Source organism: Kaistia adipata DSM 17808 (assembly GCF_000423225.1).
In the GTDB taxonomy this organism is placed as follows: Bacteria; Pseudomonadota; Alphaproteobacteria; order Rhizobiales; family Kaistiaceae; genus Kaistia; species Kaistia adipata.
The window spans coordinates 704,290-730,692 of sequence record NZ_KE383991.1; the positions used below are offsets into that span (position 1 = coordinate 704,290).

A 26,403-nucleotide genomic window follows, 5' to 3' on the forward strand; every position below is an offset into this window, starting at 1 on the left:
GAAGCCCGATCAGCCGTCGTTGGCGGAGCTCAGCTCCTCGGGCCGCTTGCCCTCGTCGCGCTGGGCGCGGCGAAGGCGGACGCCCGGACCGCCCTCGACCAGCTGCCCGTCATCCTCGAAGATCACGCCGGCGGCCGTGAGCGTCTCGCGGAGCAGGAGATCGACGCGGGGGCCGACCGTTTCGCCGCCCTCAAAGCGTTGCACCACGTCGAGCGAAACGCCGGACTTGAGCGCGAGGTCCTCGACACTCCAGCCCAGGCCTGCTCGCGCCATCCTGCATTGAACCACGTTCATGTCGCTGCACCATCGGGAGGCTTTTGGGAAAACCAGTAGACCACCGACGCGGGGGAACGGCAATGCGCCGGCTTGCCGTCCGCCCGGCCACGAGGCGTCACCGCGCTGCCGCGGCCGGTTGCGACGGCGCGGCGCGCGCGCCATGATGGAAGCCAGCCAGGAGGATCCATGTTCGAGCCCCCCTTTCTGACCGGTCGCCTGATCGCTGCGGCACGCGCGCTGACCGGCGTCAGCCTCGAGGTCCTGGCGCGCCGCGCCGGTCTCGACGTCGAGCACATGCGCCTCGCCGAGGACAGCGGCAGCGCGCTGCTCGAATCGGCGACGGACTCCGAGGCGATCCTCCATGCGCTGGAGCATTTCGGCGCGGTCCTCCTCCCCGAGGCAGATGGGTTCGGCGCCGGCGTCCGGCTGAAATTCACCCGCCAGGACGCCAAGCAGATCGCCCGCCTCGAAGGCGAAGGCGGCCCGGCTGGGGACGACGACGCGATCTAGGCAGCGTCATCCGCAGGTACCGTGCTAGATCGGGGCTCCCAGGCAGGAAATATCGAGGCAAGGTCGTGTGGAGATTCGGACGGAAGCCCCGCCTCCTTCTGCATGTTGGAACGCACAAGACCGGCACCACCAGCATCCAGAAGGTGCTGCACGATCATCGCCCCTATGACCGCGAGCGCGGCCTGTTCTATCCCGTGCCGCCGCGAGCGCTGATACCGTCCAGCCACCCCCATCACGATCTCGCGCATTGCCTTGCCGGCGACAGACCCGAGGAACGCGCGCGGGCAGCCATATTCCGTACCTACGTTCGCAAGGCCGCGCATCCGCAGGATCGCATCGTGATCAGCTCGGAACCGCTCTATCGCCATGTCCTCGGAATGGACTGGACCTCGGCATCCTGGTCGGATTCGTCCGCGTACTGGCCGGCGCGGGAGGCTTATCTGAAGCGCCTGCGCCGCTGGCTGTCGCCGTTTGACGTTTCCGTTCTGATGTTCGTCCGGGAGAAGCGCGCGTTTGCCATCTCGCTCGCGGCCGAAATGGCCCGCAAGCAGACCCTGTCGGTCAGCGCCGACGAGTTGATGACCATGCACAGCCCGCAACTCTTCGACTACGAGCGCCAGATCGCGCTCCTGTCGCGGCATGTCGGCCCGGTCAGCGTCGTCGACTATGACGATTCGGTCGCGCGCGGAGGAAGCGTCGTCGCCTTCTATGCGGCGCTCGGCCTCGAGCCGCCCCCGGGATCCGCGATGTTCGCGTGCGGGTGACGAACGAACTCGATGCCCCTGTCGCGGCCGACACGCAGGTCTAGGACCGGCGGAACGCCCTTAGCATCACGGTCGTGATCCCGAGACTGCCCGCCATCAGGAAGCCGATGGCCAGCAACGGACAGGCAACAGCGACCGCCTGCCACCAGGGCCAGCCCCAGCCATGGACCATCCCGTAGATCGCGACAACGATCATGGCGAACGAACCGAGCTGTCCTGCAAGGACCGCCACCACGAAGGCAAGGATCGAGGCGGCCGTTCCGAGGCCGAACCAGGCATCCAGGCCTTCAAAGAAGGCGAACGCCTGAAAGAGAAGCAGGCAGCCCCAAAGCCCGAAAACAACGATCCCGCCTATGACCTGCATGCTGCCCCCGTTGCGAATCGGCTGCGGGTCGCGCGCTCCCCTCATTGCGGGTTTCGCGGGTCGCATGCCCCAATTGCGCTCTGAAACGAAAAAGGCCGCCGGTTCGATGAACCAGGCGGCCTTTTGAAGTGGTGGGTGCACTAGGGATCGAACCTAGGACAAGCTGATTAAGAGTCAGCTGCTCTACCAACTGAGCTATGCACCCGAAAGCGACGCGGCGGGACCGATCTTTATAGATCTGCGGCTCGCCTGCCGAAATCGGTGGTGGGTGCACTAGGGATCGAACCTAGGACAAGCTGATTAAGAGTCAGCTGCTCTACCAACTGAGCTATGCACCCATCGTCTGGCGGCGTCGCAACCTGCGCTGCGGCGCCCCGGAACGAGGCGGTATGTAGCAAAGCGCTCCCGGCCTGTCCAGCCGCCCGTTCAACGGACTGTGGAAATCTTCCCGAATGCCGGCGCGGGACGGCATGAAACTGTCACGCAACCGTCATCCCGACGTCATCGGCCGCCGCTCTATTGCGCCGCGATCCAGGCGTCCGCGCCTCAGAGGGCCATGAAATGATTGGGGAAATCATGTTGAAGCCGATCCTGCGCGGCGCGCTCGCCGCCTCTCTCCTCGCCGGCACCGCGCTCGCCTCGAACGCCGCCGAGATGTTCAACCGCATCAGCACGTTCCACGTCGTCGACAATCTGCCCGGCGATGCCGATGCCGCCAAGGAGACCGTCGCCGAGATCATCACCGCGACCGAGGACGGCCAGACGCTGGTCTATACCGACAGCCCCGGCCAGCGCATCGGCCTGATCGACATCACCGACCCGAAGGCGCCGAAGCACGCCGGCACGGTGGCGCTCGACGGCGAGCCGACCTCGACCGTCGTGATCGGCGGCCGCGCCTATGTCGGCGTCGTCACGTCGAAGTCGAAGAGCGAGCCCTCGGGCCATCTCGCTGTCATCGACCTCGCCTCGAAGACGGTCAAGGCGACCTGCGACCTCGCCGGCCAGCCGGACTCGCTCGCCAGGAGCCCGGACGGCAAGTTCCTCGCCATCGCGATCGAGAACGAGCGTGACGAGGACATCCATGACGGCGCCATCCCGCAGCTGCCCGGTGGCTCGCTGCTGAGCTTCGCCGTCGGCGCCGACGGCGTCGATTGCGCCGCCAAGGCGACGATCGACGTGGCCGGCCTCGCCGCGATCGCGCCGGAGGATCCGGAGCCCGAATTCGTCGACATCAACGACCAGAACCAGGTCGTCCTGACGCTTCAGGAAAACAACCACATCGTCATCGCCGACCTCGCCACCGGCAAGGTCGTGAACCACTTCTCCGCCGGCGCCGTCGACCTCGACGGCATCGACGTGAAGAAGGACGGCGTGATCGACCTCTCCGGCAAAATGGAAAAGGTCGCCCGCGAGCCGGACGGCGTGCAGTGGATCGACGCGGAGCGCTTCGTCACCGCCAATGAGGGCGACTGGAAGGGCGGCTCGCGCGGCTTCACCATCTTCAGGACCGACGGCACCGTCGACTACGAGAGCGGCACCGCGCTCGAATACGAGACCGCCCGCCTCGGCCACTATCCGGAAAAGCGCAACAAGAAGGGCAACGAGCCGGAAGGCGCCGAAGTCGCCAGCTTCGGCGACGATCATCTGATCTTCGTCGGCTCCGAGCGCGCCTCGCTGGTCGGCGTCTACAAGGACGAGGGGGCCGGCAAGGCGCCGACGCTGCTGCAGGCGCTGCCGGGCGGCATCGGCCCCGAGGGCCTGCTCGCCATCCCCGCGCGCAAGCTCTTCGTCACGGCGTCCGAGAACGACCTGCGCGAGGACGGCCTGATCGGCTCCGTCGTGACGATCTACGAGCGCAGCGACGCGCCGGCCGCCTACCCGACCATCACCTCGGCCGACAAGGACGGCAAGCCGATCGCCTGGGCGGCGCTCTCCGGCACCGTCGCGGACGCCAGGGAAGCCGGCAAGCTCTACGCCGTCATCGACAGCGCCCAGTCGATCGGCCGCATCCTGACGATCGACGCCACCAACACCCCGGCGCTGATCACCGAGGAGATCACCGTCACCAAGGACGGCAAGCCGGTCGAGAAGCTCGACCTCGAGGGCATCGCGCTCTCGAGCGACGGCGGCTTCTGGCTCGCCTCGGAAGGCAATCCCGAGCGCGAAAAGAACAAGACCCAGTCCTCGCTCGTCCGCGTCGACGCCAAGGGCGTCGTGCAGGAGGAGATCGCGCTTCCCGAGGCGCTCGCGGCCCATGCCACGCGCTTCGGCTTCGAGGGCGTGACGGTGACCGGTTCCGGTGCCGACGAGACCGTCTGGGTCGCCGTGCAGCGTGAGTGGAAGGACGATCCGAAGGGCTTCACCAAGCTCCTCGCCTACAAGCCCGCGTCGAAGGAATGGGGCGCCGTGCACTATCCGCTCGACAAGGCGGAAAAGGGCTGGGTCGGCCTCTCCGAGCTCACCGCGGTGCCGGGCGGCCTCGTCGCCATCGAGCGCGACAACCAGATCGGCCGCGACGCGAAGATCAAGAAGCTGACCTTCGTCTCGCTCGACGGCGTCACCGCTGCCCCGCTCGGCGGCGAACTGCCCAAGGTCGCGAAGCAGGACCTCACCGACCTTCTGCCGCTGCTGCAGGCGACGAACGGCTATGTCCTCGACAAGATCGAGAGCTTTGCCCTCGACGCCGCCGGCAATGGCTACGCGATCACCGACAATGACGGCGTCGACGACCATTCCGGCGAGACGCAGTTCCTGCGCCTCGGCAAGATCGCCGTGCCGAAGTAAGACCTGGCCTCAGGGCCGGGAATGGCGGCGTCCTGCGCAAGCGGGACGCCGTTTTCGTTTGGGACCCGCCTCTCATGGCCGGACGGCCTCCCATGCTCGACCATCATCCTGAGGCGCCCGGCGAAGCCGGGCCTCGAAGGAGGGCCCAGTACCCACGCCCGCCTGGGGCGCGACTCCACCTAGGACCGGCGTCACGCTGGAGCCTCCTTCGAGGCTTCGCCCACGCGAAGCACCTCAGGATGAGGGCGGAGCGGATCGCGGGCGGCAAATCTCTACCTCTCCCAGAGGGAGAGGTCGACGGCCGGAGGCCGGCGGGTGAGGGGCTGCGACCTATCCAGGTGGTTCCCTACCCCCTCACCCGGAGCTTCGCTCCGACCTCTCCCTCAGGGAGAGGTGAAGGGAAGGCGGCGTGGCGGGCCTTGTCCAATTACGGGCCAGACACTCAGGATGAGGGCGGAGCGGATCGCGGGCCAGCTCTCCGACGCCCCCACGAACAAAAACGGCCGCGTCATCGACGCGGCCGCTTGCATTTCAGAGTGCCAAAAACCCGATCAGGCGTTGACGGCCTGGGCGTGCTGGCGCTGGCGCTTCACCATCAGCTTGTTCAGCGACGAGAGATACGCCTTGGCCGAGGCGACCATGGTGTCCGGGTCGGCGCCCTTGCCGGTGACCGACTTGCCGTCTTCCTCGAGGCGGACCGAGACCTCGGCCTGCGCGTCGGTGCCCTCGGTGACCGCGTGCACCTGGTAGAGCGACAGGTTCGCCTCATGCGGCACGATCGCCTTGATGGCGTTGAAGATCGCGTCGACGGGGCCGTTGCCGGTGACTTCCTTGGTGACGTGCGCGCCTTCGACGTCGAGGCTGATGATCGCCTTGGCGGCGGCACCGGTGCCGGCGATGACCGTCAGCGACAGCAGGCGGATCGACTCGGCCGCGGTCGCCACCTCGTCGCCGATCAGCGCCTCGATGTCCTCGTCATAGACGTGCTTCTTGCGGTCGGCGAGATCCTTGAAGCGCTTGAAGGCGTCTTCCAGCTGGTTGTCGCCGACCTCGTAGCCCAGTTCCTTCAGCTTGGAGCGGAAGGCGTGGCGGCCGGAATGCTTGCCCATGACCAGCGAGGTCGCCTTCACGCCGACGCTCTCCGGCGTCATGATCTCGTAGGTCTCGGCGTTCTTCAGCATGCCGTCCTGGTGGATGCCGCTCTCATGCGCGAAGGCGTTCCGGCCGACGATCGCCTTGTTGTACTGGACCGGGAAGGCCGAGACGTTCGAGACCAGCTTCGAGGCGCGGGTCAGCATGGTGGCATCGATGCGCGTGTCGTAGGGCATCACGTCGCGGCGGGTGCGGATCGCCATGACGATCTCTTCCAGCGCCGCGTTGCCGGCGCGCTCGCCGAGGCCGTTGATCGTGCACTCGATCTGGCGCGCGCCGCCGGCGATGCCGGCCAGCGAGTTCGCGACCGCGAGGCCCAAATCGTTGTGGCAATGGGTCGAGAAGATCGCCTTGTCGGAATCCGGCACGCGCTCGATCACCTCGCGGAACATCGCCGCGTATTCCTCCGGCACGGCGTAGCCGACCGTATCGGGCAGGTTGATCGTCGTGGCGCCGGCCTTGATGGCGGCGTCGACGGTACGGACCAGATATTCGATCGGGGTGCGGGTGGCGTCCATCGCCGACCACTCGACGTCCTCGACCAAATTGCGCGCCTGGGCGACGGTGGTCGAGATGATGTCGAGCACCTGCTCCTCGGTCTTGCGCATCTGGTGCGCCAGATGGATCGGCGAGGTCGAAACGAAGGTGTGGATGCGCGAACGCTTGGCGACGCGGACGGCTTCGCCGGCCCGGGCGATGTCGCCCGAAATGGCGCGAGCGAGGCCGGCGATGGTGACATTGTCACCGGCGCGCTTGGCGATCTCGTGCACGGCCTCGAAGTCGCCCTGGCTGGCGATCGGGAAGCCGGCCTCGATGATGTCGACGCCCATTTCCTCGAGCAGCTCGGCGACTTCCAGCTTCTCCTCGAAGGTCATCGAGGCGCCGGGGCACTGTTCGCCGTCGCGCAAAGTGGTGTCGAAAATGACGATCCGGTCCTTGTCGGAGGACGAATTCGTGGTCGCGGTCATGTTGGTCTTCCTTGTCGGCGGCCCGGCACGCGAATGGTGCTCAGGGCATGAATGGCGGAGGTCTTCGCGTTCATTCCCCTGAGTGCCCGCCCGTCACGGGGCAGCCGACGCTCAGGGGCGACTAAGGAGAAGAAGACCAAGGAGAGCGGACATGGCGCGGCCGGTCGCGTCGAACGCAACCTGCTCATCGGCACCATGGATCGAAAAGAGCTGCACGCTCTCGCCCTCGTCTTAAAGTCCGCGAACGGCGCGGCAGGTGCCTGCGCCAGACCAACAGACCTTTAGCAAAGGATTCGCGCTCCACGCAAGGCGGCAATCGCGCCGTCCGTTTCGGTTGCGCGAACTTTCGCCGGATTGCTATAGAGCGCCGACACCAGAGAACCGAGGCGCCCATGACCGTCGATCACGACCAGCCGAAAGGCGGCGGCAAGCTGCGCATCCTCGAGATCAATGTGGGCCTGTTCAAGCAGGTCGCGCCGGAACAGACCGATTTTTTCTGGGCGGGCCGCAAGCCCTACGGCAAGACCAACGTGCTGTTCGGCCCCTCCGCCTTCCTGCGCACGCTAAAGGCGCTGCGCGCCGGACAATACGACATCGTCGTCGTCGACGGCCCGCCGCTGCCGGCCTGGCACCCGCGCACCTGGCTGACGGCGCTGCGCGACTATCACATCCGCGCGCCCAAGGCGCTGTTCGCCATCGCCGCCGCGCGGCTGATGCATCGCTTCCACGACGTCCCGGTCGCCGTCATCGACATCAACGACAGTTTCGGCATCGGCACGCACCAGTTCGGCCTGATCGAGCGCTGCCACAGCTATTTCAAGCGCGAACTGACCGCCGACCGCTGGCAGGTGTTCTTCAAGTCGAGCCACTGGGACCTGCCCGGCCGCCGCTGGCGCTCGCAGAAGAGCTCGCAGCGCCGCATGGCCAAGCTGCGCCCCTTCCATCTCGGCTATCCGTCGCAGCCGACCATCGAGCCGACGACCGAAAAGACCTCGGACGTCTTCTTCGCCGGAGATCTCTGGCCGAACAGCACGGTCCGCACCGACGGCATCAAGGAGCTGCTGGCGCTCCGCGACGAGGGCTACGTCATCGACGTGCCGGACAAGCCGCTCGACCGCAAGACCTTCCACCAGCGCCTCGCCGCCGCCCGCCTCGCCTGGTCGCCGGCCGGCTATGGCTGGGACTGCTACCGCCATTACGAGTCGAGCGAGCTCGGCACCGTGCCGCTGATGAACTACCCGACCATAATGCAGCACCGGCCGTTCCGCGCAGGCGAGCACTGCGTCTACTACTCCGTCGAGACCGGCGGCCTCTCCCGCGCCGTCCGTGCCGCGCTCAAGGAGCCCGACCACCTGGCCGAGATGGCGAAGGCGGCGCGGGCCTACACGCTCGAGCACCACACGGCGCGCGCCCGCATCGAATATGTCGTGGCGACCGTGCTGGGCCGGAAGCTGGACGGCAGCCCGGCGGAGACGGAGTGAGCGGGCCGGGGCAGACGCTGTCCCCGACACCCTCCCCGTCATCCCTGCGCAAGCAGGGATCCACCCATCCGCGCCTGAAGCCTGTCGCGCCGAGAACCCAAGCGAGCGGCTGCGCCCTCACCGCGCCCGAAGCCAGGTCCCGTGCGAGCTCCGGCATGGATCCCTGCTTGCGCAGGGATGACGGGGGAGCGTGCGGAACGGTCTAGGGCCCGTGAACCGACAACTCGCCCTCAACGCCGAGTGCGTCGCGGCCGAGCTTCCTACATATCCAGCGTCCCGCGCGCGACCAGCACGGCGTCTCCGCCGATGCGGCTCGCATGCAGCGCGCCGCCCTCGATGTCGACCTCGAGGTGGATCAGGCTCGGTCGCTGCATCTCGAAGCCTTGCTCCATGACGAAGCGATGGGTCCCGGCGGGAAGCTGGTCGAAGGCGGCGACGGCGCCGGCGAAGGCAGCCGCCGCCGAGCCGGTCGCCGGGTCCTCGATGATCGCCTCGCCGAGCCAGAACATGCGGGCGTGGAACTGGTGGCCGAGGGCCAGCGTCTCGCGCGTGTAGAGATAGACCGCGCCGACGCCGGCCGGCATCGCCGCCTGCCAGTGCTGGGCCAGCGGCCTGGCGCGGGCGATCGCGGCGAGATCGCGCACCGGCATGAGGAGATAGGGCACGCCGGCGGAATAGACCGAAGGCCGATGATTCTCGAACCCGGTCTCCGACGGCAGCAGGCCGAGCATGGCCGCGAGCGCGTCGTCGTCGACGGGCGTCTCGACGCGGGTCGACTGGCGCGGCACGTCGAAGATCGCGTGGCCGGCCTTCGCCGACTGCAGCGCGACGGCGCAGCGGATGGCGCCGACCTTCTCCTCGACGACGAACACCGAATCCTGGCTGTTCGGCTCGCCGCCCGCGGCTTCGAGCGCCAGCAGCACGGCCGTGCCGACGGTCGGATGGCCGGCGAACGGCATCTCGTAGGCCGGGCAGAAGATGCGCAGGCTGGCCTTGTGGCCAGGCTTCGCCGGCGGTTGGACGAAGACCGTTTCGGCGAGGTTGAACTCGCGCGCGATCGCCAGCATGCGGTCGTCTCCGAGCCCCTCGCTGTCGAGCACGACGGCGAGCTGGTTGCCGGCGAGCGGCGCGTTGGCGAAGACATCGAGAAGGGCGTAGCGGCGGGACAAGGCTGCCTCACGGATCAGAAGGGGATGGACCGTCGCCAGTCATAGCACGGCCCGCGTCGGGCGGATCCTTGTGACGGCGTTCATAGCCCCGGACGCAGGCGCGTTTGATGAATGACGCATTCAGCGGGCATTCAGCCGGGCGGTCCTAGAACGGCTCCCAACAGCCCCCCACTCCACTTCAGGAGACGAGCATGAAGAAGATCGCAACGGCCGCCATGGCAGCCCTGATCGGCATCACCGCGGTCGTCGGCACGGCCGGGACCGCCTCGGCCGAGAACGGCCGCAACGCGGCGCTCGCCGCCGGCGCGGCCGTTGGCCTCGGCATCGGCGCCCTGCTCGCGGCGCCGCGCTATGACGATGGCTACGAGGTCCCGCCGCCGCGCTATGCCGCCCCGGCCTATGACGACGGCTATCGCGCCCCGCCGCCGCGCCGCGTCGCCCGCGCCAGCTGGCAGGCGCATGTCGACTGGTGCTACGACAATTATCGTTCCTATGACGAGCGCACCGACACCTATGTCGGCCATGACGGCTACGCCTATCGCTGCCGCGGCTCGTATTGAGGACGCCAGTCCTCCAACTCAGGTCGAAAGGGGCCCGCCGTCATCCGGCGGGCCCTTCGCGTTTCAGGTCACGCTGACCGGCTTCGAGCGCAGGCGGCTCGCCAGCGCCGGATCGGCGCGGCGGCAGAGCTGCGGCGGCAGGCCACGCAGGATCAGCTCGGCATCCGCGACCGCCATGCGGCCGATCGAGAACAGCGCGTCGGTCGTTCCGCCCGTCCGATGGGCGGAAAGCAAGAGCCCCTCGATCTGACGCACCGGGTCATCGGCCGGCACCGGCTCCTCGGGGAAGACGTCGGTCGCGGCGCGGATATGGCCGGAGCGGACCGCGTCGAGCATGGCCGGGAAATCGACCACCGCCGCGCGGCTCATCAGCAGGAAGGCGGCGCCCTTCTTCATCAGCGCGAATTCGCGGGCGCCGAGAAAGCCTTGGTTCTCGCCCGTCACGGCGGCGAAGACGAAGACGACCTGGCTGGTGGCGAGCAGGTCGTCGAGCGCGGCCGGCTGGCAGTCATGCCGCTCGATGATCTCGTCGGGCAGCCAGGGATCGAACACCTTGACCGGATTTCTGAACGGCCGGATCAGCTCGCGCAAATTCCGGCCGAGATCGCCGAGCCCGATGATGCCGACCGGCGCGCCGGCGAAGCGGAACGTCTCGGTGTTGGCGGCGAGACCGTATTCCTCTGTGCCAGCGCGGAACGCCCGGTCGGCCGCGGTGATGCCGCGGGCGAGGTCGATCGCCATGCCGAGAGCGGCCTCCGCGACCGGCGCGGCGAAGGCCGAGCCCGGCGTCAGCACCCAGATGCCGCGCTCCTGGCAGGCCTGATAGTCGATATTGGGCAGGAAGTTGGTCTCGACATTGATGACCGCCTTCAGCTTCTTCGCCCGGTCGAGCCGCTCGCGCGGCAGCGCCGTCTGGCCGAAGATCATGACGGTCTCCGGCAGGAGCGCGTCGACCTCGGCGTCCGACATCGGCGCTTCCTCGGAGATGACCAGCCGTCCCAGCTTCTCGAGCCGGGCGCGGACGTCGGGCTCCATGATCAGGTCGAGCGTCCGCGGCAGCGGATCGACCAGGATGATACCTTCGCTCAAGGCGTTTCCCCTCGTTATGGTTGGCGACAGCCTAGAGCGTTTTCGCGCGAAGTGGATACCGGTTCGCGCCAAGAAAGCGCGGCGCGACGACAAATCGGCCCGCCTCGGCGCTCCACCAGGCGGCGGACGGCTCGGACCACCCGCCCCCGGGCGCGAACCTTCAGGAAGGGAGGTCCGGCAGGTCCCGGCCCCGCCCCGGCGACCGCCCCTCGCTCATCGGTAGAGACCGCCCCGTCGCGCAACGTGTAGTCTTGGTTTCTATTTGGTTAATGAAGCAACGCATCCGACAAGGCATGTAGATTTGCAACCATGCCGGCAGACGATGCAGTCATAGTTTCGCCCCGATGCCCCGGGATATTCCGAACATCTGATTTCGGAAACAGGAGGCTTCATCGTGAGAAGCTTTGCTAAGGCGGCACTCGCCGGCATTCTTGGCGTCATGGCCGTCACGGCAACCGCGACGACGGCCTCGGCGGATCGCTGGCGCGGCGGCCCGCCGGCCCGGCACTATCACTATCACAATGACAATAGCGGCGCGGTGATCGGCGGTCTCGCTGCCGGCACGCTGCTCGGCCTCGGCATCGGCGCGATCGCCTCGCAGCCGCGCTATTACGACGACGGCTACGAGGTCCCCCCGCCGCGCGGCGTCGCCTGGCGCAACCATGTCGAATACTGCCTCGACCGCTACCGCAGCTACAACCCGAACACCGACACCTATATCGGCCGGGACGGCTACGAATATCGCTGCCGCGGCTCGTACTGAGCCGGCCGGTGCCCGGGGCTAACGCCCCGGTAACGCAGCGCTAACGGAAAAGCCCCGCGGGATCGCTCCCGCGGGGCTCTTTTTATGGCTCGGCGGCGGAGCGCCCCGCCGGCCCGCCCGCGGACGGACGAGCGGCGGGGCATCCGCCAGACGAATTAGTTGCGGGCCTTGTCGACCAGCTTGTTCTTGCCGATCCAGGGCATCATCTCGCGCAGCTTGGCGCCGACTTCCTCGATCTGGTGCGCGTCGTTGTTGCGACGGATCGCCTTGAAGCGAGCGGCGCCGGCGCGGTATTCCTGCATCCAGTCGGACGTGAACTTGCCGGTCTGGATGTCGGTGAGGACGCGCTTCATCTCGGCCTTGGTCTCGGCGGTGACGATGCGCGGACCCGTGACGTACTCGCCCCACTCGGCGGTGTTCGAGATCGAGTAGTTCATGTTGGCGATGCCGCCCTCATAGATGAGGTCGACGATCAGCTTCACTTCGTGCAGGCACTCGAAATAGGCCATTTCCGGCGCGTAGCCGGCCTCGACCAGCGTCTCGAAGCCGGCGCGGATCAGCTCGACCAGACCGCCGCAGAGGACAGCCTGCTCGCCGAACAGGTCGGTCTCGCACTCTTCCTTGAAGGTCGTCTCGATGATGCCCGAACGGCCGCCGCCGACGCCGCAGGCGTAGGACAGAGCGAGGTCGAGCGCATTGCCCGAGGCGTCCTGCGAGATGGCGACCAGGCACGGCACGCCGCCGCCCTTCTGGTACTCGCCGCGGACGGTGTGGCCCGGGCCCTTCGGGGCGATCATGACGACGTCGACGGTCTTCTTCGGCTCGATCAGGCCGAAATGGACGTTGAGGCCGTGCGCGAAGGCGATCGCGGCGCCGTCACGGATGTTGGCGGCGATCTCGTCCTTGTAGATGTCGGCCTGCAGCTCGTCCGGAGCGGCCATCATCATCAGGTCGGCCCAGGCGGCGGCTTCCGCGACCGTCATGACCTTGAAGCCGTCGGCCTCTGCCTTCTTGACCGTCGCCGAGCCGGAACGCAGGGCGATGACGACGTCCTTGGCGCCCGAATCCTTGAGGTTCAGCGCATGGGCGCGGCCCTGCGAGCCGTAACCGATGATCGCGACCTTCTTGGACTTGATCAGGTTGAGATCGGCATCGCGATCGTAATAAACGCGCATTGGGGTGTCCTTTCTATCCCGTCCGTTCGTTTCCCGCGCCGGTCCTCTCACGGGCCGGTCCGGTATCTTCTTCCCGGCCATGGAGCCGGAAGAATTCGTCAATCGCCTGCGCCGCGCGTGCGGCCGGCGCCTCGCCGTCGAGGCTGTCGCCGAGCAGCAGGCGCACATGCATGTCGCGCACGATCAGGCCGTACAGCGTGCGATAGGCCTCGCGCGTGTCGGCGAAGTCAAGCAGCCCTTCCCGCCGGCCGCTCTCCAGCAGCGCCGAGAGCCGCGTCTCGATCGGCTTGCGGCCATGCTCGCGCAACAGCAGGCCGAGATCGGCCTCGCCGCGCCGCGCCTGGCCGATCGCCAGCCGGTTCAGGGCGAGCGAAACGTCGCCCGCGAGCACCTTGAGCAGGCTGACGGCGATTCCCTCGAGCCGCGACCGCAGCGCCGCGCGGCCATTTGCGCCCGGCCCGGCGGCCTCGGCCTTCACCTTGCTCGACTGGAAGGTGATCATCGCCGCGAGCAACCCGTCGCGGTCGCCGAACCACTTGTAGAGGCTTTCCTTGGAGCAGTTGGCGGCGCGCGCCACGCCGGCCGTCGTCAGCGCCCGCTCGCCGCCCTCGACCAGCAGGCCGAGCGCGCTTTCCAGAACGGCGTTCTGGCGCGGCGTGTAGGCCTCGTTGCCGGTTGCGATGATTTCGGTGGAAGCCAAGCGGAGCGGTCTCTCGTCTACGGGCGGCTGCGTCGCACCGGCTGCCGGCGTCGCGATGCGGCGCGCCATGCTGCAGTGCAGCGTACCGTACGGTACGGTTCCGATGCAATATCGGAAGCATCGGAGCCGGTCAAGCCGCCGGCCGGTTGAAACACTGGAAACCGAAAGCATCGCCGCCGGAGGTGGACCGACACCGGGCCAGGCATGGCAAATCGGCGGCCAACGCCTATCTTGGTTGCCAAAGCGGCGCGCCCCTGTTGCGCCCCAATGGAGAAGTCCCGTGAAGAAGAAGATCGGTTTCCTGTCCTTCGGCCACTATCAGGCGGCGCCCGGCTCGCTCGCCCGCACGGCGCAGGATTCACTGCTGCAGGCGATCGATCTCGCCGTCGCGGCCGAGGAGATCGGCATCGACGGCGCGTTCTTCCGCGTCCATCATTTCGCCCGCCAGGCTGCCTCCCCCTTCCCGCTGCTCGCGGCGATCGCGGCGCGCACCAAGCGGATCGAGTTCGGCACCGGCGTCGTCGACATGCGCTACGAGAACCCGCTCTACATGGCCGAGGAAGCCGCCGCGACCGACCTGATCGGCAATGGCAGGCTGCAGCTCGGCATCAGCCGCGGCTCGCCCGAACCGGCGGAGCGTGGCTGGGAGGCCTTCGGCTATGATTCCGGCGAGGATCTCACCGGCGCCGATCTCGCGCGCGTGCACACCGAGATGTTCCGGCTCGCGATCCGCGGCGTCGGCATCGCCAAGGCCGACACCAAGATGACCGGCATGGTCGGCAAGCTGGCGATCCAGCCGCAGTCGCCGGGCCTGCCGGAGCGCATCTGGTGGGGCGCCGCCTCGCGCAAGACCGCCATCTGGACGGCCGAACAGGGCATGAACCTGATGAGCTCGACACTGCTCTTGGAAGACACCGGCGTGCCGTTCAGCGAGCTGCAGGCCGAACAGATCCAGGTGTTCCGCGAGGCCTGGGCCAAGGCGGGCTGGAAACACCAGCCCCGCGTCTCGGTCTCGCGCAGCGTGCTGCCGATCACCGATGACACGGACCGGCGGTATTTCGGCGCGCGCGACGGCTCGGACCAGGATCAGGTCGGCTATCTCGACAACAGCATTGCCCGCTTCGGCAAGAGCTATGTCGGCGATCCCGACATGATCGCCGCCGAACTCGCCAAGGACCAGGCCGTGCGCGATGCCGACACGCTGCTCCTGACCGTGCCCAACCAGCTCGGCGTCGAGTTCAACGCCAAGATGCTGAAGACAATCGCCGACCACATCGCCCCAGCCATCGGTTGGTCGCGGGCGGAACTGGAAGTCGCCTGAGGCGTCTCCCCCGACCTCTCCCCTCAAGGAGAGGTCGGGAACTTCGGCACGGAAACTTCGGCAAGCGAGGGCTCCGCTCGCCTAGCCGGCCATAAGCCGGCCGAAGACAGAGGCCGCGTCGTCGACCTCGACCAGCTTCTTGCCTTGGATCACCCAGACCCGCGTCGCCACGGCCTGGACAAAGGCCCGGTCATGGCTGACGAGAAGACAGGCGGCGCCGTGCTCGATCAGCTCGCCCTCGAGCATGTCCTGCCCGTCGATATCGAGGTGGTTGGTCGGTTCGTCCAGCAGATAGAAATTGGGGCGAGCCAGCCGCAATAGCAGCATCGCGAGCCTGGCCCGCTGCCCGCCCGAAAGCCGGACGAGCGGTGCGAGCTGGGCGTCGATGTCGATCCCCGCCCCGGCGAGCTGGGCCCGCGCCTGCGGGTCGGTCAGGGCGCTGCTCCGCTTCACGGCATCCCAGGGCGTCCGAAACCCGTCGAGCTGCGACAACGCCTGATCGGAATGGCCGAGCTCGAGGCTCGCCGCGCCGCGGATCTTCGGATCGTCCCCGCCCAGCGCCGCCTGCAGCCTTTCGACCAATCGCGTCTTGCCGGTTCCGTTGGCGCCGAGCAGCGCGACCCGGTCGCCCTTCTCGATCCAGAGCCGGCCCGTGCGAAACAGCAGCCTTCCGTCAGGCGTCGCGATCTCGGCGTCGTCGATCGTCACCAGCGCCCTGGCGTGCGTGCCGCTGTTGCTCAGGCGGATCGAGCCGGCCGAACGCTCCTGATGCGCGGGGCGCGCCCGCTCCTCCAGCTGGTCGGCTCGCTCGGAAAGCTGCCGGGTCTTGACCACCAGCAGGTCGGAACCGCTGTTGATGCCGATATTCTTGAGCTTGGCCGCCTGCTGCCGCAGCGCCCGGACCTTGCGCATGTCGTTCTCATACTGCCGGTCCCGCGCCGCGTCGCGCTCGTCCAAGGCCAGGCGGGCGCGAGCATAGGCGAGGGAAAAATCCTCGCTTTCCTCGGGGCGCAGGAACAGCGTGCGGTTGGTCACGTCGTCGAGGAAGGCGCGGTCATGGCTCGCCGCGACGACGGCGCAGTCGCGCGGCAGGCCGGCGAGAAACCGCTCCAGCACGCCGATCCGGCCGATATCGAGATGGTTGGTCGGCTCGTCGAGGAGCAGCAAATCGGGCTCGACCACGGCCGCCCTCGCAAGCAGCATGGTCCGCTGCCAGCCGCCGGACAGGTTTCGCACCGCGCGACCTCGAATGGCCTCGTCGACGGCGAGGTCATCGAGAAGGACATCCACCCGCCAGCTCTCGGTCTCGGCGACTTCCGGGGCCAGCGCATCGCGCACGGCGTCGTGCAGGCTGAGCGGCAGCAGGCGTTCGGGCGGCTCCTGCGGGGCAAAGGCGACGACGAGCCCCCGCATCCGCGTCACGGTTCCGCCCGTCGCCTCCTCCGCGCCGGCCAGGATGCGAAGCAGCGAGGATTTCCCGCGGCCATTGGCGGCGACGAGGCCGAGCCGGTCGCCCTTGGCGACGGAAAAGCTGAGGCCGGTGAAAAGAGAATGGGTGCGCGTGAGCGAGAGGGCTTTGACGGCGAGAAGGGACATCTGGGTCTCATGAGGTCAGACAGGCACGACGGAGCGTGCCGAAAAGGCTGACGACGAGACGACGATGCGTTCCCTTGTCAGCCCCGCGGGATAAGGCGCGGGGCGAAGACAGGCCCTCGGGTCCTGTCATGGAAGCGGCGATGCGACACCGGCTTCCCCTTCTCTGTTGAACCCGTGAGCAAGGATCGTATCAACCCGACATTGCGGCGACAAGGCCATCCGCGCGGGCAACAGGCCCGCCAAAAGCAGAAAGGCCGGATCCTGCGATCCGGCCCCTCTTCATTTCGGCAATGCCAGCCGCGCTCAGGTCGCGGCCGGGCCGCGCGTGATCGCGGCGACGCCGGTGCGCGAGACTTCCACCAGGCCGAGCGGCTGCATCAGCAGGATGAACTGGTCGAGCTTGTCGGTGCGGCCGGTCAGCTCGAACACGAAGCTCTCCGTCGTCGCGTCGATGACGCGGGCGCGGAAGGCGTCGGCGAGGCGCAGCGCCTCGACCCGGTCGTCGCCGGCGCCGCGCACCTTGATCAGCAGCAGCTCGCGCTCGATCGCCTTGCCGGTCACCGTCAGGTCGATGACCCGGTGCACCGGCACCATGCGCTCGAGCTGCGCCTTGATCTGCTCGATCACCTGGGCCGAGCCGGTGGTGACGACGGTAATTCGCGAGCGGTGCTTCTCGTGCTCGGTCTCCGAGACGGTCAGGCTCTCGATGTTGTAGCCGCGCCCCGAGAACAGGCCGATGACGCGGGCTAGGACGCCCGGTTCGTTGTCGACGAGCACCGAAAGCGTGTGCTGCTCGGTCTTATCCTTGCCTTCCTTGATCGCGTAGACGGATCCGGGCTGCATTTTCTTCTCCAAAAATTCGGTCGCCATCCGCTTCTAACGAACGCTCGCCGTCATCCCCGCGAAAGCGGGGATCCATCCGGCCGTGACGGTCCTCGGCCGATGGATCCCGGGCCTCGGCTCGCGCTTCGCCCGGGATGACGACAAGTTTGACTTGTCGAGAGACTAGACCAGCGCCTTGCCGGCGGCGTCGATGGCGTTGGCGATGACTTCGTCGGTCGCCTCTTCCGGCAGCAGCATCTCGTTATGTGCCTTGCCCGACGGAATCATCGGGAAGCAGTTGGCGAGATTGGCGACGCGGCAGTCGAACAGCACCGGGCCCTTGGCCGCGATCATCGCGTCGATCGCGCCTTCGAGCTCCGAGGCCTTCTCGCAGCGGATGCCGGTGGCGCCATAGGCCTCGGCCAGCTTGACGAAATCGGGCAGCGAGTCGGTGTAGGAGTGCGACAGGCGGTTGCCGTGCAACAGCTGCTGCCACTGGCGCACCATGCCCATGTACTGGTTGTTCAGGATGAACACCTTGACCGGCAGCTCGAACTGCATCGCCGTCGACAGCTCCTGGATGTTCATCAGGATCGAGGCGTCGCCGGCGATGTCGATGCAGAGCGCGTCGGGATGGGCCACCTGCGCGCCGATCGCCGCCGGCAGGCCGTAGCCCATCGTGCCGAGGCCGCCCGAGGTCATCCAGCGGTTCGGCTCGTCGAAGCCGAAATACTGCGCCGCCCACATCTGGTGCTGGCCGACTTCCGTCGAGACATAGACGTCCTTGCCCCGCGTCCGCTCATAGAGCGTGCGGATCGCGTGCTGCGGCAGGATCGTCTCGCTGTTCTGGCGGAAGCCCAGGCTGTTGCGGGCGCGCCAGCGGTCGATCTCGCCCCACCAGCTCTTCAGCGCCGCCTTGTCGGCCTTGTGGCCGGCGGCCTTCCAGGCGGCGAGCATCGCCTTCAGGACATGCGCGACGTCGCCGATGATGCCGATGTCGGCGCGGACGTTCTTGTTGATCGAGGACGGATCGATGTCGACATGGATCTTCTTCGAGCCGGGCGAGAACGCGTCGAGCCGGCCGGTGATGCGGTCGTCGAAGCGCGCGCCGATGTTGATCATGACGTCGCAGTCATGCATCGCGTTGTTGGCTTCATAGGTGCCGTGCATGCCGAGCATGCCGAGCCACTGCTTGTCCGACGCCGGATAGGCGCCGAGGCCCATCAGCGTCGACGTGATCGGGAAGCCGGTCAGCTGGACGAACTCGCGCAGCAGGGCGGAGGCCTCGGGGCCGGAATTGATGACGCCGCCACCGGTATAGAAGATCGGCTTCTTGGCCTTGGCGATCAGCTCGACCGCCGCCTGGATCGCGGCCGGATCGCCCTCGACCTGCGGGCGATAGGTCTTGTGCTCGACATGGCTCGGCCCCTCATAGGTGCCGGTGGCGAACTGGACGTCCTTCGGGATGTCGACGACGACGGGGCCGGGACGGCCGGAGCGCGCGACATAGAAGGCCTCGTGCAGGATGCGGGCGAGGTCGTTGACGTCCTTGACCAGCCAGTTGTGCTTGGTGCAGGGGCGCGTGATGCCGACCGTGTCGGCCTCCTGGAAGGCGTCGGAGCCGATCAGGTGCGTCGCGACCTGGCCGGTGATGCAGACCATCGGGATCGAATCCATCAGCGCGTCGGTCAGCGGCGTGACCATGTTGGTGGCGCCGGGGCCGGAGGTGACGAGCGCGACGCCGACCTTGCCGGTCGAGCGGGCATAGCCCTCGGCCGCGTGGCCGGCCCCGCCCTCCTGGCGGACGAGGATGTGCTCGACCTTGTCCTGCTGGAAGATCTCGTCATAGATCGGCAGTACGGCGCCGCCGGGATAGCCGAAGAGGTGCTCCACGCCCTGGTCGATCAATGCCTGAACGACCATCTCTGCGCCGGTCATCTGCCGTGTCATCGTTTCGCTCCGTCGCGGATTTTCATCGCCGTATCCGCCTTTTCGTCTGTGTTCCGTCAAGCCAATAAAAAAGGCCCTCTCGGGGCCCATTTTCGCGCACTACCTATCGTGACGGCTTCAGGCCATCAGGCAGTGCGCTCTCTAAGTACAATAACGTCGCGGCGGATCATGTCCGGCCCCTTCAAATTGGAATTGCGCGGAAGATGGCGCAGCCCGCGCGAGCCGTCAACCCCCGGAGAAGAAAATTGCGCGGATAGGGGGTTGGGATTGCGGGAAATTAGGGAGAGAGAGAGACCAAAGGACGACCAATTGGACAGCAAATACCAAGTCGTGCATTTCTACAAAATCAGTCCGCCAAATCTATTTGAGAAGCTGGCCACCCTCACCATTTAATTCCACGAAACGGCAACGCACGATATGACTGAAGAATTTGATACAGATTATATATTCATCGGAACCGTAATTCCCGAACGCGCCCAGATATCAACGGAATTCAAGTGCGATATGGTTCACGTATATTCCGACAAACCGCTATTCGCCCATGTAAACATAATTTTGAATCACATAACAGTATGGATATCAAGCAATTATTCTTGGGATATATTTGACTTACGCAACATCGTTTCCTATCTCGTCCAGGGCGAATTGTCGATGATAGGGTATCTACGTGGGTACGCATACGACACGGAAATAACCCGCGTAATCAACAAGAAACGAGAAATTGATTATGTTTTTGGAATCGGCATTCCGTGCCTCGAAACCAGCCGACAATCAACATCCATAGACAGAGAGCTACCCAAGTTAAGAGAGCTTACCACAGGCAAAAACGGAGTACTTATTAACCGCTGCTTAAATGATCTGAAATCGGCGATAAAATATGCCGACGACACTGCATTTTATTGCTACAGATCTATAGAAACATTGGTTAATCACTGCGCAACCCTCAATGACACGCAAGGACGATCGAAATCGTCGCAATGGGATATGTTTCGGGAAGCCTCACAAGCTTCCAAAGAACATATTTTAACCATAAAAAAATACGCCGACCCAGCTCGTCACGGAAACATTACAGAAGAAAATGACGTTGATCGTGAATACATTCTCACCAAGACATGGGAGATTGTCGACCCTTACGTTGAGTACGTCATAAATAATAGATAGTTATTATTAGATATTCAAGTATATCTACTTATATACTATACTCTATAAGAAATACACCAATAGATTCCCAGCACTTCAGCCCCCCCCTTGGCAGTCGATCACTACCAAGGCGAACGTATTCATCACGCTCACGCCATAGTGCCACCTCGGCATCCGGACCCCAGCCGAGGCATTCTGACAACAACTGTTGCACTTCAAATATGAATCGCCCCCCCCCCCGCTACTCAGCCGGAGCCACGCTCGGCGCATGCCGGGCCGACGCAGCAGACGACGGCGGCACCTCGCCCGCCTCCTCCACCAGCCCCGCCTGCCCTTCCGCCGCCACCGACGGCGGGAGCTTCGTTCCCCGCGCCTTTTCGCGCCAGAGGGTCAGGATGCCGGAGTCGATGACCGGCACGACCGACCGCCCTCCCCCTTGTGGGGAGGGTTGGGGTGGGGGTACCGGCTCGGCCTCGCCGGATGCGGTCACTAGACAACGATGAGGCGGCTATCCGAGACAAGATTTCGGGAGCGGCAGGGCGAGGCAGAATTCCCAGTTCCGGCGCCAGTACCCCCTCCCCGACCCTCCCCACAAGGGGGAGGGAGCAGATAGAGCCTTCCTACTCCGCCGGAACCACGCTCGGCACATGACGGAGCGGGGCAGCGGCCGCCGGCGTCGCCTCCTGAGCCTCCTCCACTAGCCCCGCCTGCCCCTCCGCCGCCACAGACGGCGGGAGCGGCGTGCCGCGCGCCTTTTCGCGCCAGAGGGTCAGGATGCCGGAGCCGACGATCAGCACGATGCCGACGAGCATCGGCCATTCCAGGTGGATCTTGAACACGAAGGTGTCGATGGCGATCGCCCACAGCATCTGGCTGTACTGCGTCGGCCCGACCAGTGCCGCCGGCGCCCGGAAGGCGGCCATCATCAGGAGGATGTTGCCGAGCGCGCAAAGAATGCCGTAGCTCGCGAGCCAGCCGATCTGGGTGACGTTCGGCAGCGCGAAGGCCGGGATCATGGCGATGCCGCAGATGAAGAAGGTGCCGAGCACGCCCGCGCCGTAGAGCGAGATGCTCTTCTCGCGCGGGCCGACGGCGCGGAAGACGACGATCGAGATGGCGCCGCCGAGGCCGCCGGCGATGGCGCCGAGATGGCCGATCGAGAGCTCGCGAAAGCCGGGGCGCAGCACGATCAGGACGCCGATGAAGCCGATGATCACGGCGCTCCAGCGTTTGAGCCCGACCTGCTCCTTCAGGAACAGGACCGACATGATGGTGACGAAGGCCGGCAGCAGGAAGATGAGCGCGAAGGCTTCCGCCATGGAGAGATGGGTGAAGGCCGTGACGCTGCCGATCGCCGCCATGCCGTTGGCGGCGAAGCGCACCAGCCAGAGCGACCGGTTGGTCGTCGTCACGATGTCGGCCCAGCGATCGCCAGGCTTCTTCAGGAAGGGGATCGCCGCGAGGCCGAACAGCGAGCCGATGAAGGCGATCTCGTAGGCTGGCAGGCCGCCATCGATGAACTTGACGCTGGCGTCGGAGAAGGCATAGGCGGCGAAGGCGGCAAAGCCGAGCAGAAGGCCCTTCAGGACGGGATCGGAGGACGACACGGACGGGAGGCTTTCTGGCGCGAGACTGTCGGGTTGGGCCGCCCTTCCCCCGGTTGCGCCGGCCGGCGCCCCTCCCCCGGACGCGAACGGCGCGCCCGCTCTCGCGGGCACCGGGCAGATCGAGCCTGCCGGGCGCAGCCTGTAGCAGAAGCAGACGACGCCGCCATGACAATTCGATGAACCACGACGGGAAAATCGCGCCCTGACGCAGCCGCGGCGGCGGAGCTGCCGGGACGGAAAACCCTGCCGAAGCCGCCCGCAGGGACGGCTCCGGCAGGGCCGGTCCCGCCGCTCGGCCCTGGGGGCGGAGCCGCGCGGCAGTTCCTTGTCGCGCCTTCTTCACGCGAACCGGCGTCCGCGTCGCTCCGCGACCGTCATTCGACCATCAGCACGCGGAGCCGCGGCGCCAGCGGCCGGATGATCTCGACATGGACGATGCCTTCGCGGCGCATCGCCTCGAGCCGCGCCGTCACCTCGTCGACGAGCGCGAGCATGGCGCGACGCTGCTCGTCGTTGAGCGAGCCGCCGCTTTCGGCCCTGGCGCGGATCGTTGAAAGCTTGGCGCGGAACTCCGCCTCCGGCAGCGAGGCGATATAGCCGGTGACGGTGGCGCCGAGCGCGACGCGCCAGGTCTCGCGGGTGAAGCCGGCATGGGCGATGCGGCCCTCGCTCTCGGCGTCGGCCTCGAACCAGTCGTCGGCCGCCTGCTCGTCATAGGCGAGCCGGCCGAATTCCGGCGCCAGCGCCTGCATCAGCTTCACGACGACGATCGCCTCCTGCCGGGTCAGCGCCTTGGCCGGCGAGACCGAAAGGGCGATCGCCAGGAACGGCAGCGAGCCCGCGAGCGCCAGCGCCGCCCGCCGAAGCCGCCTCCGGCGTGGATAGGATTGGCTCAGCATGCTTCCCGCATCTCCGCCTCGGCCTTGTGGCTCGCCTGCTGCTGCATCAGCGAGCCACCCACGGAGGCCGCCTGCGCCGCCACCATGCCGCCCGTGCCGCCATAGCCGCCGAGCCCGCCGACCATCGACAGAGCTCCGCCGACCATCGCGGCGCCCATCTGCGCGTCGGCCGCCTTCTTCGCCGCTTCGGCGCAGGCCTGCGCCGAGCCTCGCGCCGCCACCTGACGGGCCGGCGCGGCCTTCGCGCCCTTGCCGGCCGGGCCGGCGGGGGCGACCGAGGCGGTCTCGGTCGTCTGGCTGCAGCCGGCGAGCGCTAGCCCAAACGCCAGCATCCATATCTTTCGCATTCCTCACTCCCATGTCTGGGCAAAGGCGGACGGGGCGATCCCGGCCCTCTCGGGTCCGCTCGCCTGTCGCCTCATGCCAATTGTCCGGAGCCCCCCGGCCCGTCGCGGTTGGCGGTCGATGTCGCCGCTCGGCACCCGCTCTACGACGCCGCCTCGGGTGCGTCTTGGCGCGGGGCGAACGGATGCTGCGGCAAGCGAACTCCGCGCATCTTTTCCGAAGCAAAAGGAAGAAAAAGCGAAATCGCGCGGGCGGCTCAGCCGGCGCGTTCGCGCAGCGCCCCGGCGCGGATGTCGGAGGGCGTGCAGCCATAGCGAGCGCGAAAAGCGCGGTTGAAATGGGAGAGATCCTGGAAGCCGGCCTCATAGGCGATGTCGGCGATCGAGCCCGCCTGTCCCTCGCGCAGCCGCTGCATGGCGAACTCCAGCCGGCAATCGCGCAGATGGGCGGTGAAGCTGTCGCCCTCAGCCGCGAAGAGCCGCTGGATGTAGCGCGGCGTGACGCCTTGGCGCCGCGCCACCTGGCCGATATCGAGCGCCGGATCGGCGAGCCGAGCCCGGATCTCCTGCTTGACCAGCGCCAGCCGGGCCGCGCCAACGCCGGCGCCGCCGCGCGCGCTGTCGCCGGCGACGACACCGCCGAGGAGGTGGGCGACGAGCTCGTAGAGATGCCGGGAGGCGAGCCCCGCCCCCTCCGGCGCGTCGGGCGGGCTGGCGCGCAGGAGTTCGGCATAGCCGGCGAACAGGCTCATGCCGGGCGCCGTCGCGGGAATGATGTAGCAGCTGCGTTCATCGATGCGCGGCACCAGCCGGGCCAGCCGGGCGCGGTTCAGCGCGACGACCTTGAGCAGCGTCTCCGGGATCCGGCATTCGAGCGCGATGGCCTGGTTGACGACCATCAGGTCCCCCGCCGCGACGAGCAGGGGCGGCTTGCCCTCGATCGAAACCCAATGGTCGCTGGTGTGAATCATCAGCTGATAGTCGTCACGGCCATCGCCGAGCAACGCCCGCGAGCGCGCGCCGCGCAAGGCGGGATAGCGCGCGTCCGCGACGATCGCCGCGTCGGGCAGCGCCAGCGCAGCGAGGTCGACATCGAGGCGGTCGCGCTCGACGGGATGGAACTCCATGCCGACGACGTGGCGCGCCACGAAATCATGCACGAAGGCGAGGCGGTGGCGTTCCGGGACGGCGCGGGTCGAAAGACGCTGCATGAGGAAGTCCACGTGACAGGAACGGAGGGCGTTGGCCGGGCCCCCGACACCCGCGCCTTCCGTTCGGGAAGGCGCGCATTAGTCCAAAAGATTGACCATAAGGTCAAGAGTCCGGGGTGTGACCGTCATCTCAGGTCCGTCTCGGGATAGGCGCCGCTTGGACGGCAGCGCTCCGGCCCGGCGCAGAGGAAGACGATGGTGCCGTCCGGCCAGCAGGCGTCGCGGTCGAAGCGCGCCTCCGGCACCGTGGCGATCAGCAGCCGGAAGGCGATGGCGCCTTCGCCCGCCTTCGGCAATGCCGCATAGACGCCGAGGCCATCGCGGCCGATGCGCTGGATCGAGCCGGCGAAGATGGCGCCGGGGCTGGCATAGCCGCCGACGAGATCGATGCCCGCCTTGCAGAGCGTGAAGCCGGGCGGCGCGTCGAACTTGACGTAGTAGCTGGCGCCGCGCTGGAGGACGACCCGCGCCGTGCCGCGATAGGCGCCGGAGACAATTTCGGGCTTGATGAACCGCGCCGCGGCGCGGGCCGGATCCGGATCGTCGCCGCAGTCGAAGCCGAGCGCCCGGCAACCGGACAGCGCGGCGATGTCCGCCCGCTCCGCGTCGAGCTGACGCCAGGACACGACGCGCGCCACGCCGGGTCCGTCACCTAGGCGAAAATCCTCCAGATAGACGCGCGGCAACTCCTTGGCCGAAACCGACGCCACCGGCGCAGCCAGGACAAGCAGAGCGACGAGCCATCCGCGCATGCGATGCACTCCCGCCAAACCGGGGGCGCGCTTCAGGCCAGTCGGGACACGGGCGTCGCGCCGGCCCTCAGAGCGTCTTCTTGAACCACGCCGCCGTCTTGGCGATCACGCTGTCGGCCATCGCCTGGTCGTCGCCGAGGCTGCCGAAGATGTGATCGCCTTCCGGCACGATCCAGACCTCCTTAGCCTCGCCCTTCGCCAGCTTGGCGAAGCCTTCCGGATAGGCGGCGGAAAAATCCTTCGACCCTGCGATGGCGAGATAGGCGCCCGGATATTTCGCGATCGCCGCGTCGATCTTATGCGTCGCGAGGCTGTCGAAGAAGCCCTTCTTCAGCACGATGGTGCGCCAGCCGAGATCGAGGCCGACCACGCCTTCCGTCTCGGCGGTGGCGACCGCCTTGTCGCCGACCGCGCCCTTCATGTCTTTCGCGAAATCGCCGACAGAGGACCAGGTAACCAGCGACTTGAAGCGATCCGGCTCGTCGGCGGCGAGCAAGGTGGCGACACCGCCGCCGAGCGAGAAGCCGAGCACGCCGAGGCGCTTCGGATCGATGCCCTCCTGCCTGGCGAGGTAGGCGGCCGCGACCTTGGCATCGGCGAGCTGGCCGTCGATCGTCGTGGCGCCGGTGTCGCCGTCGCTCTTGCCGAAGCCGCGGAAATCGATGCGCAGCGAGGCGATGCCCTCCTTCGCCAGCGCCTCGGCCTCGCGCGCATACATGGCGCCGACCTCGTCGCGCGAGGAGCCGAAGCCGTGCAGCATCAAGACCGCCGGAGCGCTGGCCGCGCCGTCCGGCCGGTTGAGCGTACCGGCGATGCCGCCCTCGAGCGTCACGACGCTCTCTCCGGCCGATGCGGCAGCCGGTAGCGACAACAGGGCGATGAGGGCGAACGAGGCGGGCAGCAGACGCATGTCGACATTCCTTGCGCGATTCCACGATTCTCCCGCCAGCAAATCCCCCATCCCCGCCGACGTCAACGGCGCGTCACGGGAACCACATTTGATCGA

Annotated in this window: 25 protein-coding genes and 2 tRNA genes; 8 read left to right on the top strand and 19 right to left on the bottom strand. The window is 67.0% G+C overall.

Features of this window, described 5'->3' with window-relative positions:
* Positions 1 to 9: 9 nt before the first annotated feature.
* Positions 10 to 294: a helix-turn-helix domain-containing protein gene (locus tag G539_RS0116230; protein WP_029076127.1), complete on the bottom strand. Its 285-nt coding sequence runs from the start codon at positions 292 to 294 to the stop codon at positions 10 to 12.
* A 168-nt stretch (positions 295 to 462) separates the two neighbouring features.
* Between G539_RS0116230 and G539_RS0116235 the strand changes: the two genes are divergently transcribed.
* Together G539_RS0116235 and G539_RS0116240 are read left to right on the top strand one after the other, a co-directional pair.
* On the top strand, positions 463 to 786 hold the full coding sequence (locus G539_RS0116235; RefSeq protein WP_029076128.1) for a hypothetical protein: 324 nt from the start codon (positions 463 to 465) through the stop codon (positions 784 to 786).
* A gap of 143 nt (positions 787 to 929) precedes the next feature.
* Positions 930 to 1,550: a hypothetical protein gene (locus G539_RS0116240; RefSeq protein ID WP_156912002.1), complete on the top strand. Its 621-nt coding sequence runs from the start codon at positions 930 to 932 to the stop codon at positions 1,548 to 1,550.
* 40 nt (positions 1,551 to 1,590) lie between these two features.
* Here the strand turns inward: G539_RS0116240 and G539_RS0116245 are convergent, their stop codons facing one another.
* The 3 genes from G539_RS0116245 to G539_RS0116255 form a co-directional block, all read right to left on the bottom strand.
* Entirely contained in the window at positions 1,591 to 1,914 is a 324-nt protein-coding gene (locus tag G539_RS0116245; RefSeq protein WP_156912003.1) for a hypothetical protein, read from the bottom strand.
* Between the two features lie 129 nt (positions 1,915 to 2,043).
* A tRNA-Lys gene (locus G539_RS0116250) sits at positions 2,044 to 2,119 on the bottom strand.
* Positions 2,120 to 2,176: 57 nt separating this feature from the next.
* A tRNA-Lys gene (locus tag G539_RS0116255) sits at positions 2,177 to 2,252 on the bottom strand.
* Between the two features lie 238 nt (positions 2,253 to 2,490).
* On the opposite strand from G539_RS0116255, the gene G539_RS0116260 reads away from it, so the two are divergent.
* Positions 2,491 to 4,698, top strand: a complete 2,208-nt coding sequence (locus G539_RS0116260) for an esterase-like activity of phytase family protein (protein ID WP_029076131.1) — start codon at positions 2,491 to 2,493, stop codon at positions 4,696 to 4,698.
* Between the two features lie 551 nt (positions 4,699 to 5,249).
* Here the strand turns inward: G539_RS0116260 and G539_RS0116265 are convergent.
* The gene (locus tag G539_RS0116265) at positions 5,250 to 6,818 is read right to left on the bottom strand and encodes a 2-isopropylmalate synthase (RefSeq protein ID WP_029076132.1); all 1,569 of its coding nucleotides are present in this window, start codon (positions 6,816 to 6,818) and stop codon (positions 5,250 to 5,252) included.
* Between the two features lie 392 nt (positions 6,819 to 7,210).
* Here G539_RS0116265 and G539_RS25145 point away from each other — a divergent pair, with 392 nt between their 5' ends.
* Positions 7,211 to 8,299 carry a glycosyltransferase family protein gene (locus G539_RS25145; protein ID WP_051231525.1) on the top strand — a complete coding sequence of 363 codons (1,089 nt, stop codon included), beginning with the start codon at positions 7,211 to 7,213 and terminating at the stop codon, positions 8,297 to 8,299.
* A 260-nt stretch (positions 8,300 to 8,559) separates the two neighbouring features.
* Here the strand turns inward: G539_RS25145 and G539_RS0116275 are convergent, their stop codons facing one another.
* Positions 8,560 to 9,468, bottom strand: a complete 909-nt coding sequence (locus G539_RS0116275) for a PhzF family phenazine biosynthesis protein (RefSeq protein ID WP_029076133.1) — start codon at positions 9,466 to 9,468, stop codon at positions 8,560 to 8,562.
* Positions 9,469 to 9,659: 191 nt separating this feature from the next.
* Between G539_RS0116275 and G539_RS0116280 the strand changes: the two genes are divergently transcribed.
* Positions 9,660 to 10,028, top strand: coding sequence for a BA14K family protein (locus G539_RS0116280; RefSeq protein WP_029076134.1), 369 nt, complete (start codon positions 9,660 to 9,662; stop codon positions 10,026 to 10,028).
* Between the two features lie 63 nt (positions 10,029 to 10,091).
* On the opposite strand, the gene G539_RS0116285 is transcribed toward G539_RS0116280, so the two are convergent.
* Positions 10,092 to 11,117, bottom strand: a complete 1,026-nt coding sequence (locus tag G539_RS0116285; RefSeq protein WP_029076135.1) for a hydroxyacid dehydrogenase — start codon at positions 11,115 to 11,117, stop codon at positions 10,092 to 10,094.
* A 394-nt stretch (positions 11,118 to 11,511) separates the two neighbouring features.
* Between G539_RS0116285 and G539_RS25150 the strand changes: the two genes are divergently transcribed.
* Positions 11,512 to 11,880 carry a BA14K family protein gene (locus G539_RS25150; RefSeq protein WP_156912004.1) on the top strand — a complete coding sequence of 123 codons (369 nt, stop codon included), beginning with the start codon at positions 11,512 to 11,514 and terminating at the stop codon, positions 11,878 to 11,880.
* 155 nt (positions 11,881 to 12,035) lie between these two features.
* Here the strand turns inward: G539_RS25150 and ilvC are convergent, their stop codons facing one another.
* The gene (ilvC, locus tag G539_RS0116295) at positions 12,036 to 13,055 is read right to left on the bottom strand and encodes a ketol-acid reductoisomerase (RefSeq protein ID WP_029076136.1); all 1,020 of its coding nucleotides are present in this window, start codon (positions 13,053 to 13,055) and stop codon (positions 12,036 to 12,038) included.
* Positions 13,056 to 13,068: 13 nt separating this feature from the next.
* The gene (locus G539_RS0116300; RefSeq protein ID WP_029076137.1) at positions 13,069 to 13,755 is read right to left on the bottom strand and encodes a TetR/AcrR family transcriptional regulator; all 687 of its coding nucleotides are present in this window, start codon (positions 13,753 to 13,755) and stop codon (positions 13,069 to 13,071) included.
* 280 nt (positions 13,756 to 14,035) lie between these two features.
* Between G539_RS0116300 and G539_RS0116305 the strand changes: the two genes are divergently transcribed.
* Positions 14,036 to 15,076 carry an LLM class flavin-dependent oxidoreductase gene (locus tag G539_RS0116305; protein WP_029076138.1) on the top strand — a complete coding sequence of 347 codons (1,041 nt, stop codon included), beginning with the start codon at positions 14,036 to 14,038 and terminating at the stop codon, positions 15,074 to 15,076.
* 81 nt (positions 15,077 to 15,157) lie between these two features.
* On the opposite strand, the gene G539_RS0116310 is transcribed toward G539_RS0116305, so the two are convergent.
* The 3 genes from G539_RS0116310 to G539_RS0116320 all read right to left on the bottom strand — a co-directional run bounded on the left by G539_RS0116310 (position 15,158) and on the right by G539_RS0116320 (position 19,444).
* Positions 15,158 to 16,672, bottom strand: coding sequence for an ATP-binding cassette domain-containing protein (locus G539_RS0116310; RefSeq protein WP_029076139.1), 1,515 nt, complete (start codon positions 16,670 to 16,672; stop codon positions 15,158 to 15,160).
* Between the two features lie 303 nt (positions 16,673 to 16,975).
* Positions 16,976 to 17,515 (bottom strand): acetolactate synthase small subunit, encoded by a 540-nt coding sequence (ilvN, locus tag G539_RS0116315; RefSeq protein ID WP_029076140.1) that lies wholly within the window; start codon positions 17,513 to 17,515, stop codon positions 16,976 to 16,978.
* Between the two features lie 162 nt (positions 17,516 to 17,677).
* Positions 17,678 to 19,444, bottom strand: a complete 1,767-nt coding sequence (locus G539_RS0116320; protein WP_035831489.1) for an acetolactate synthase 3 large subunit — start codon at positions 19,442 to 19,444, stop codon at positions 17,678 to 17,680.
* Between the two features lie 417 nt (positions 19,445 to 19,861).
* On the opposite strand from G539_RS0116320, the gene G539_RS27130 reads away from it, so the two are divergent.
* On the top strand, positions 19,862 to 20,605 hold the full coding sequence (locus G539_RS27130; protein ID WP_156912005.1) for a DUF8168 domain-containing protein: 744 nt from the start codon (positions 19,862 to 19,864) through the stop codon (positions 20,603 to 20,605).
* Positions 20,606 to 20,825: 220 nt separating this feature from the next.
* Here G539_RS27130 and G539_RS27135 read toward each other — a convergent pair whose 3' ends face one another.
* From G539_RS27135 to G539_RS0116350, 7 genes are all read right to left on the bottom strand, one after another.
* Positions 20,826 to 21,002, bottom strand: a complete 177-nt coding sequence (locus G539_RS27135) for a hypothetical protein (protein ID WP_210162825.1) — start codon at positions 21,000 to 21,002, stop codon at positions 20,826 to 20,828.
* Between the two features lie 202 nt (positions 21,003 to 21,204).
* Positions 21,205 to 22,191: a DMT family transporter gene (locus G539_RS0116325; protein ID WP_029076142.1), complete on the bottom strand. Its 987-nt coding sequence runs from the start codon at positions 22,189 to 22,191 to the stop codon at positions 21,205 to 21,207.
* 374 nt (positions 22,192 to 22,565) lie between these two features.
* Complete coding sequence (locus G539_RS25155; RefSeq protein WP_051231529.1) at positions 22,566 to 23,090, bottom strand: hypothetical protein; 525 nt, start codon at positions 23,088 to 23,090, stop codon at positions 22,566 to 22,568.
* Complete coding sequence (locus G539_RS0116335; RefSeq protein WP_156912006.1) at positions 23,084 to 23,437, bottom strand: hypothetical protein; 354 nt, start codon at positions 23,435 to 23,437, stop codon at positions 23,084 to 23,086. Before G539_RS0116335 ends, G539_RS25155 begins: the two co-directional genes overlap by 7 nt.
* Positions 23,438 to 23,691: 254 nt before the next feature.
* Entirely contained in the window at positions 23,692 to 24,645 is a 954-nt protein-coding gene (locus G539_RS0116340) for a helix-turn-helix transcriptional regulator (RefSeq protein ID WP_029076144.1), read from the bottom strand.
* Positions 24,646 to 24,770: 125 nt separating this feature from the next.
* Positions 24,771 to 25,397: a hypothetical protein gene (locus G539_RS0116345; RefSeq protein WP_029076145.1), complete on the bottom strand. Its 627-nt coding sequence runs from the start codon at positions 25,395 to 25,397 to the stop codon at positions 24,771 to 24,773.
* A gap of 67 nt (positions 25,398 to 25,464) precedes the next feature.
* Positions 25,465 to 26,307 (bottom strand): alpha/beta hydrolase family protein, encoded by an 843-nt coding sequence (locus G539_RS0116350; protein WP_029076146.1) that lies wholly within the window; start codon positions 26,305 to 26,307, stop codon positions 25,465 to 25,467.
* Between the last annotated feature and the right edge of the window lie 96 nt (positions 26,308 to 26,403).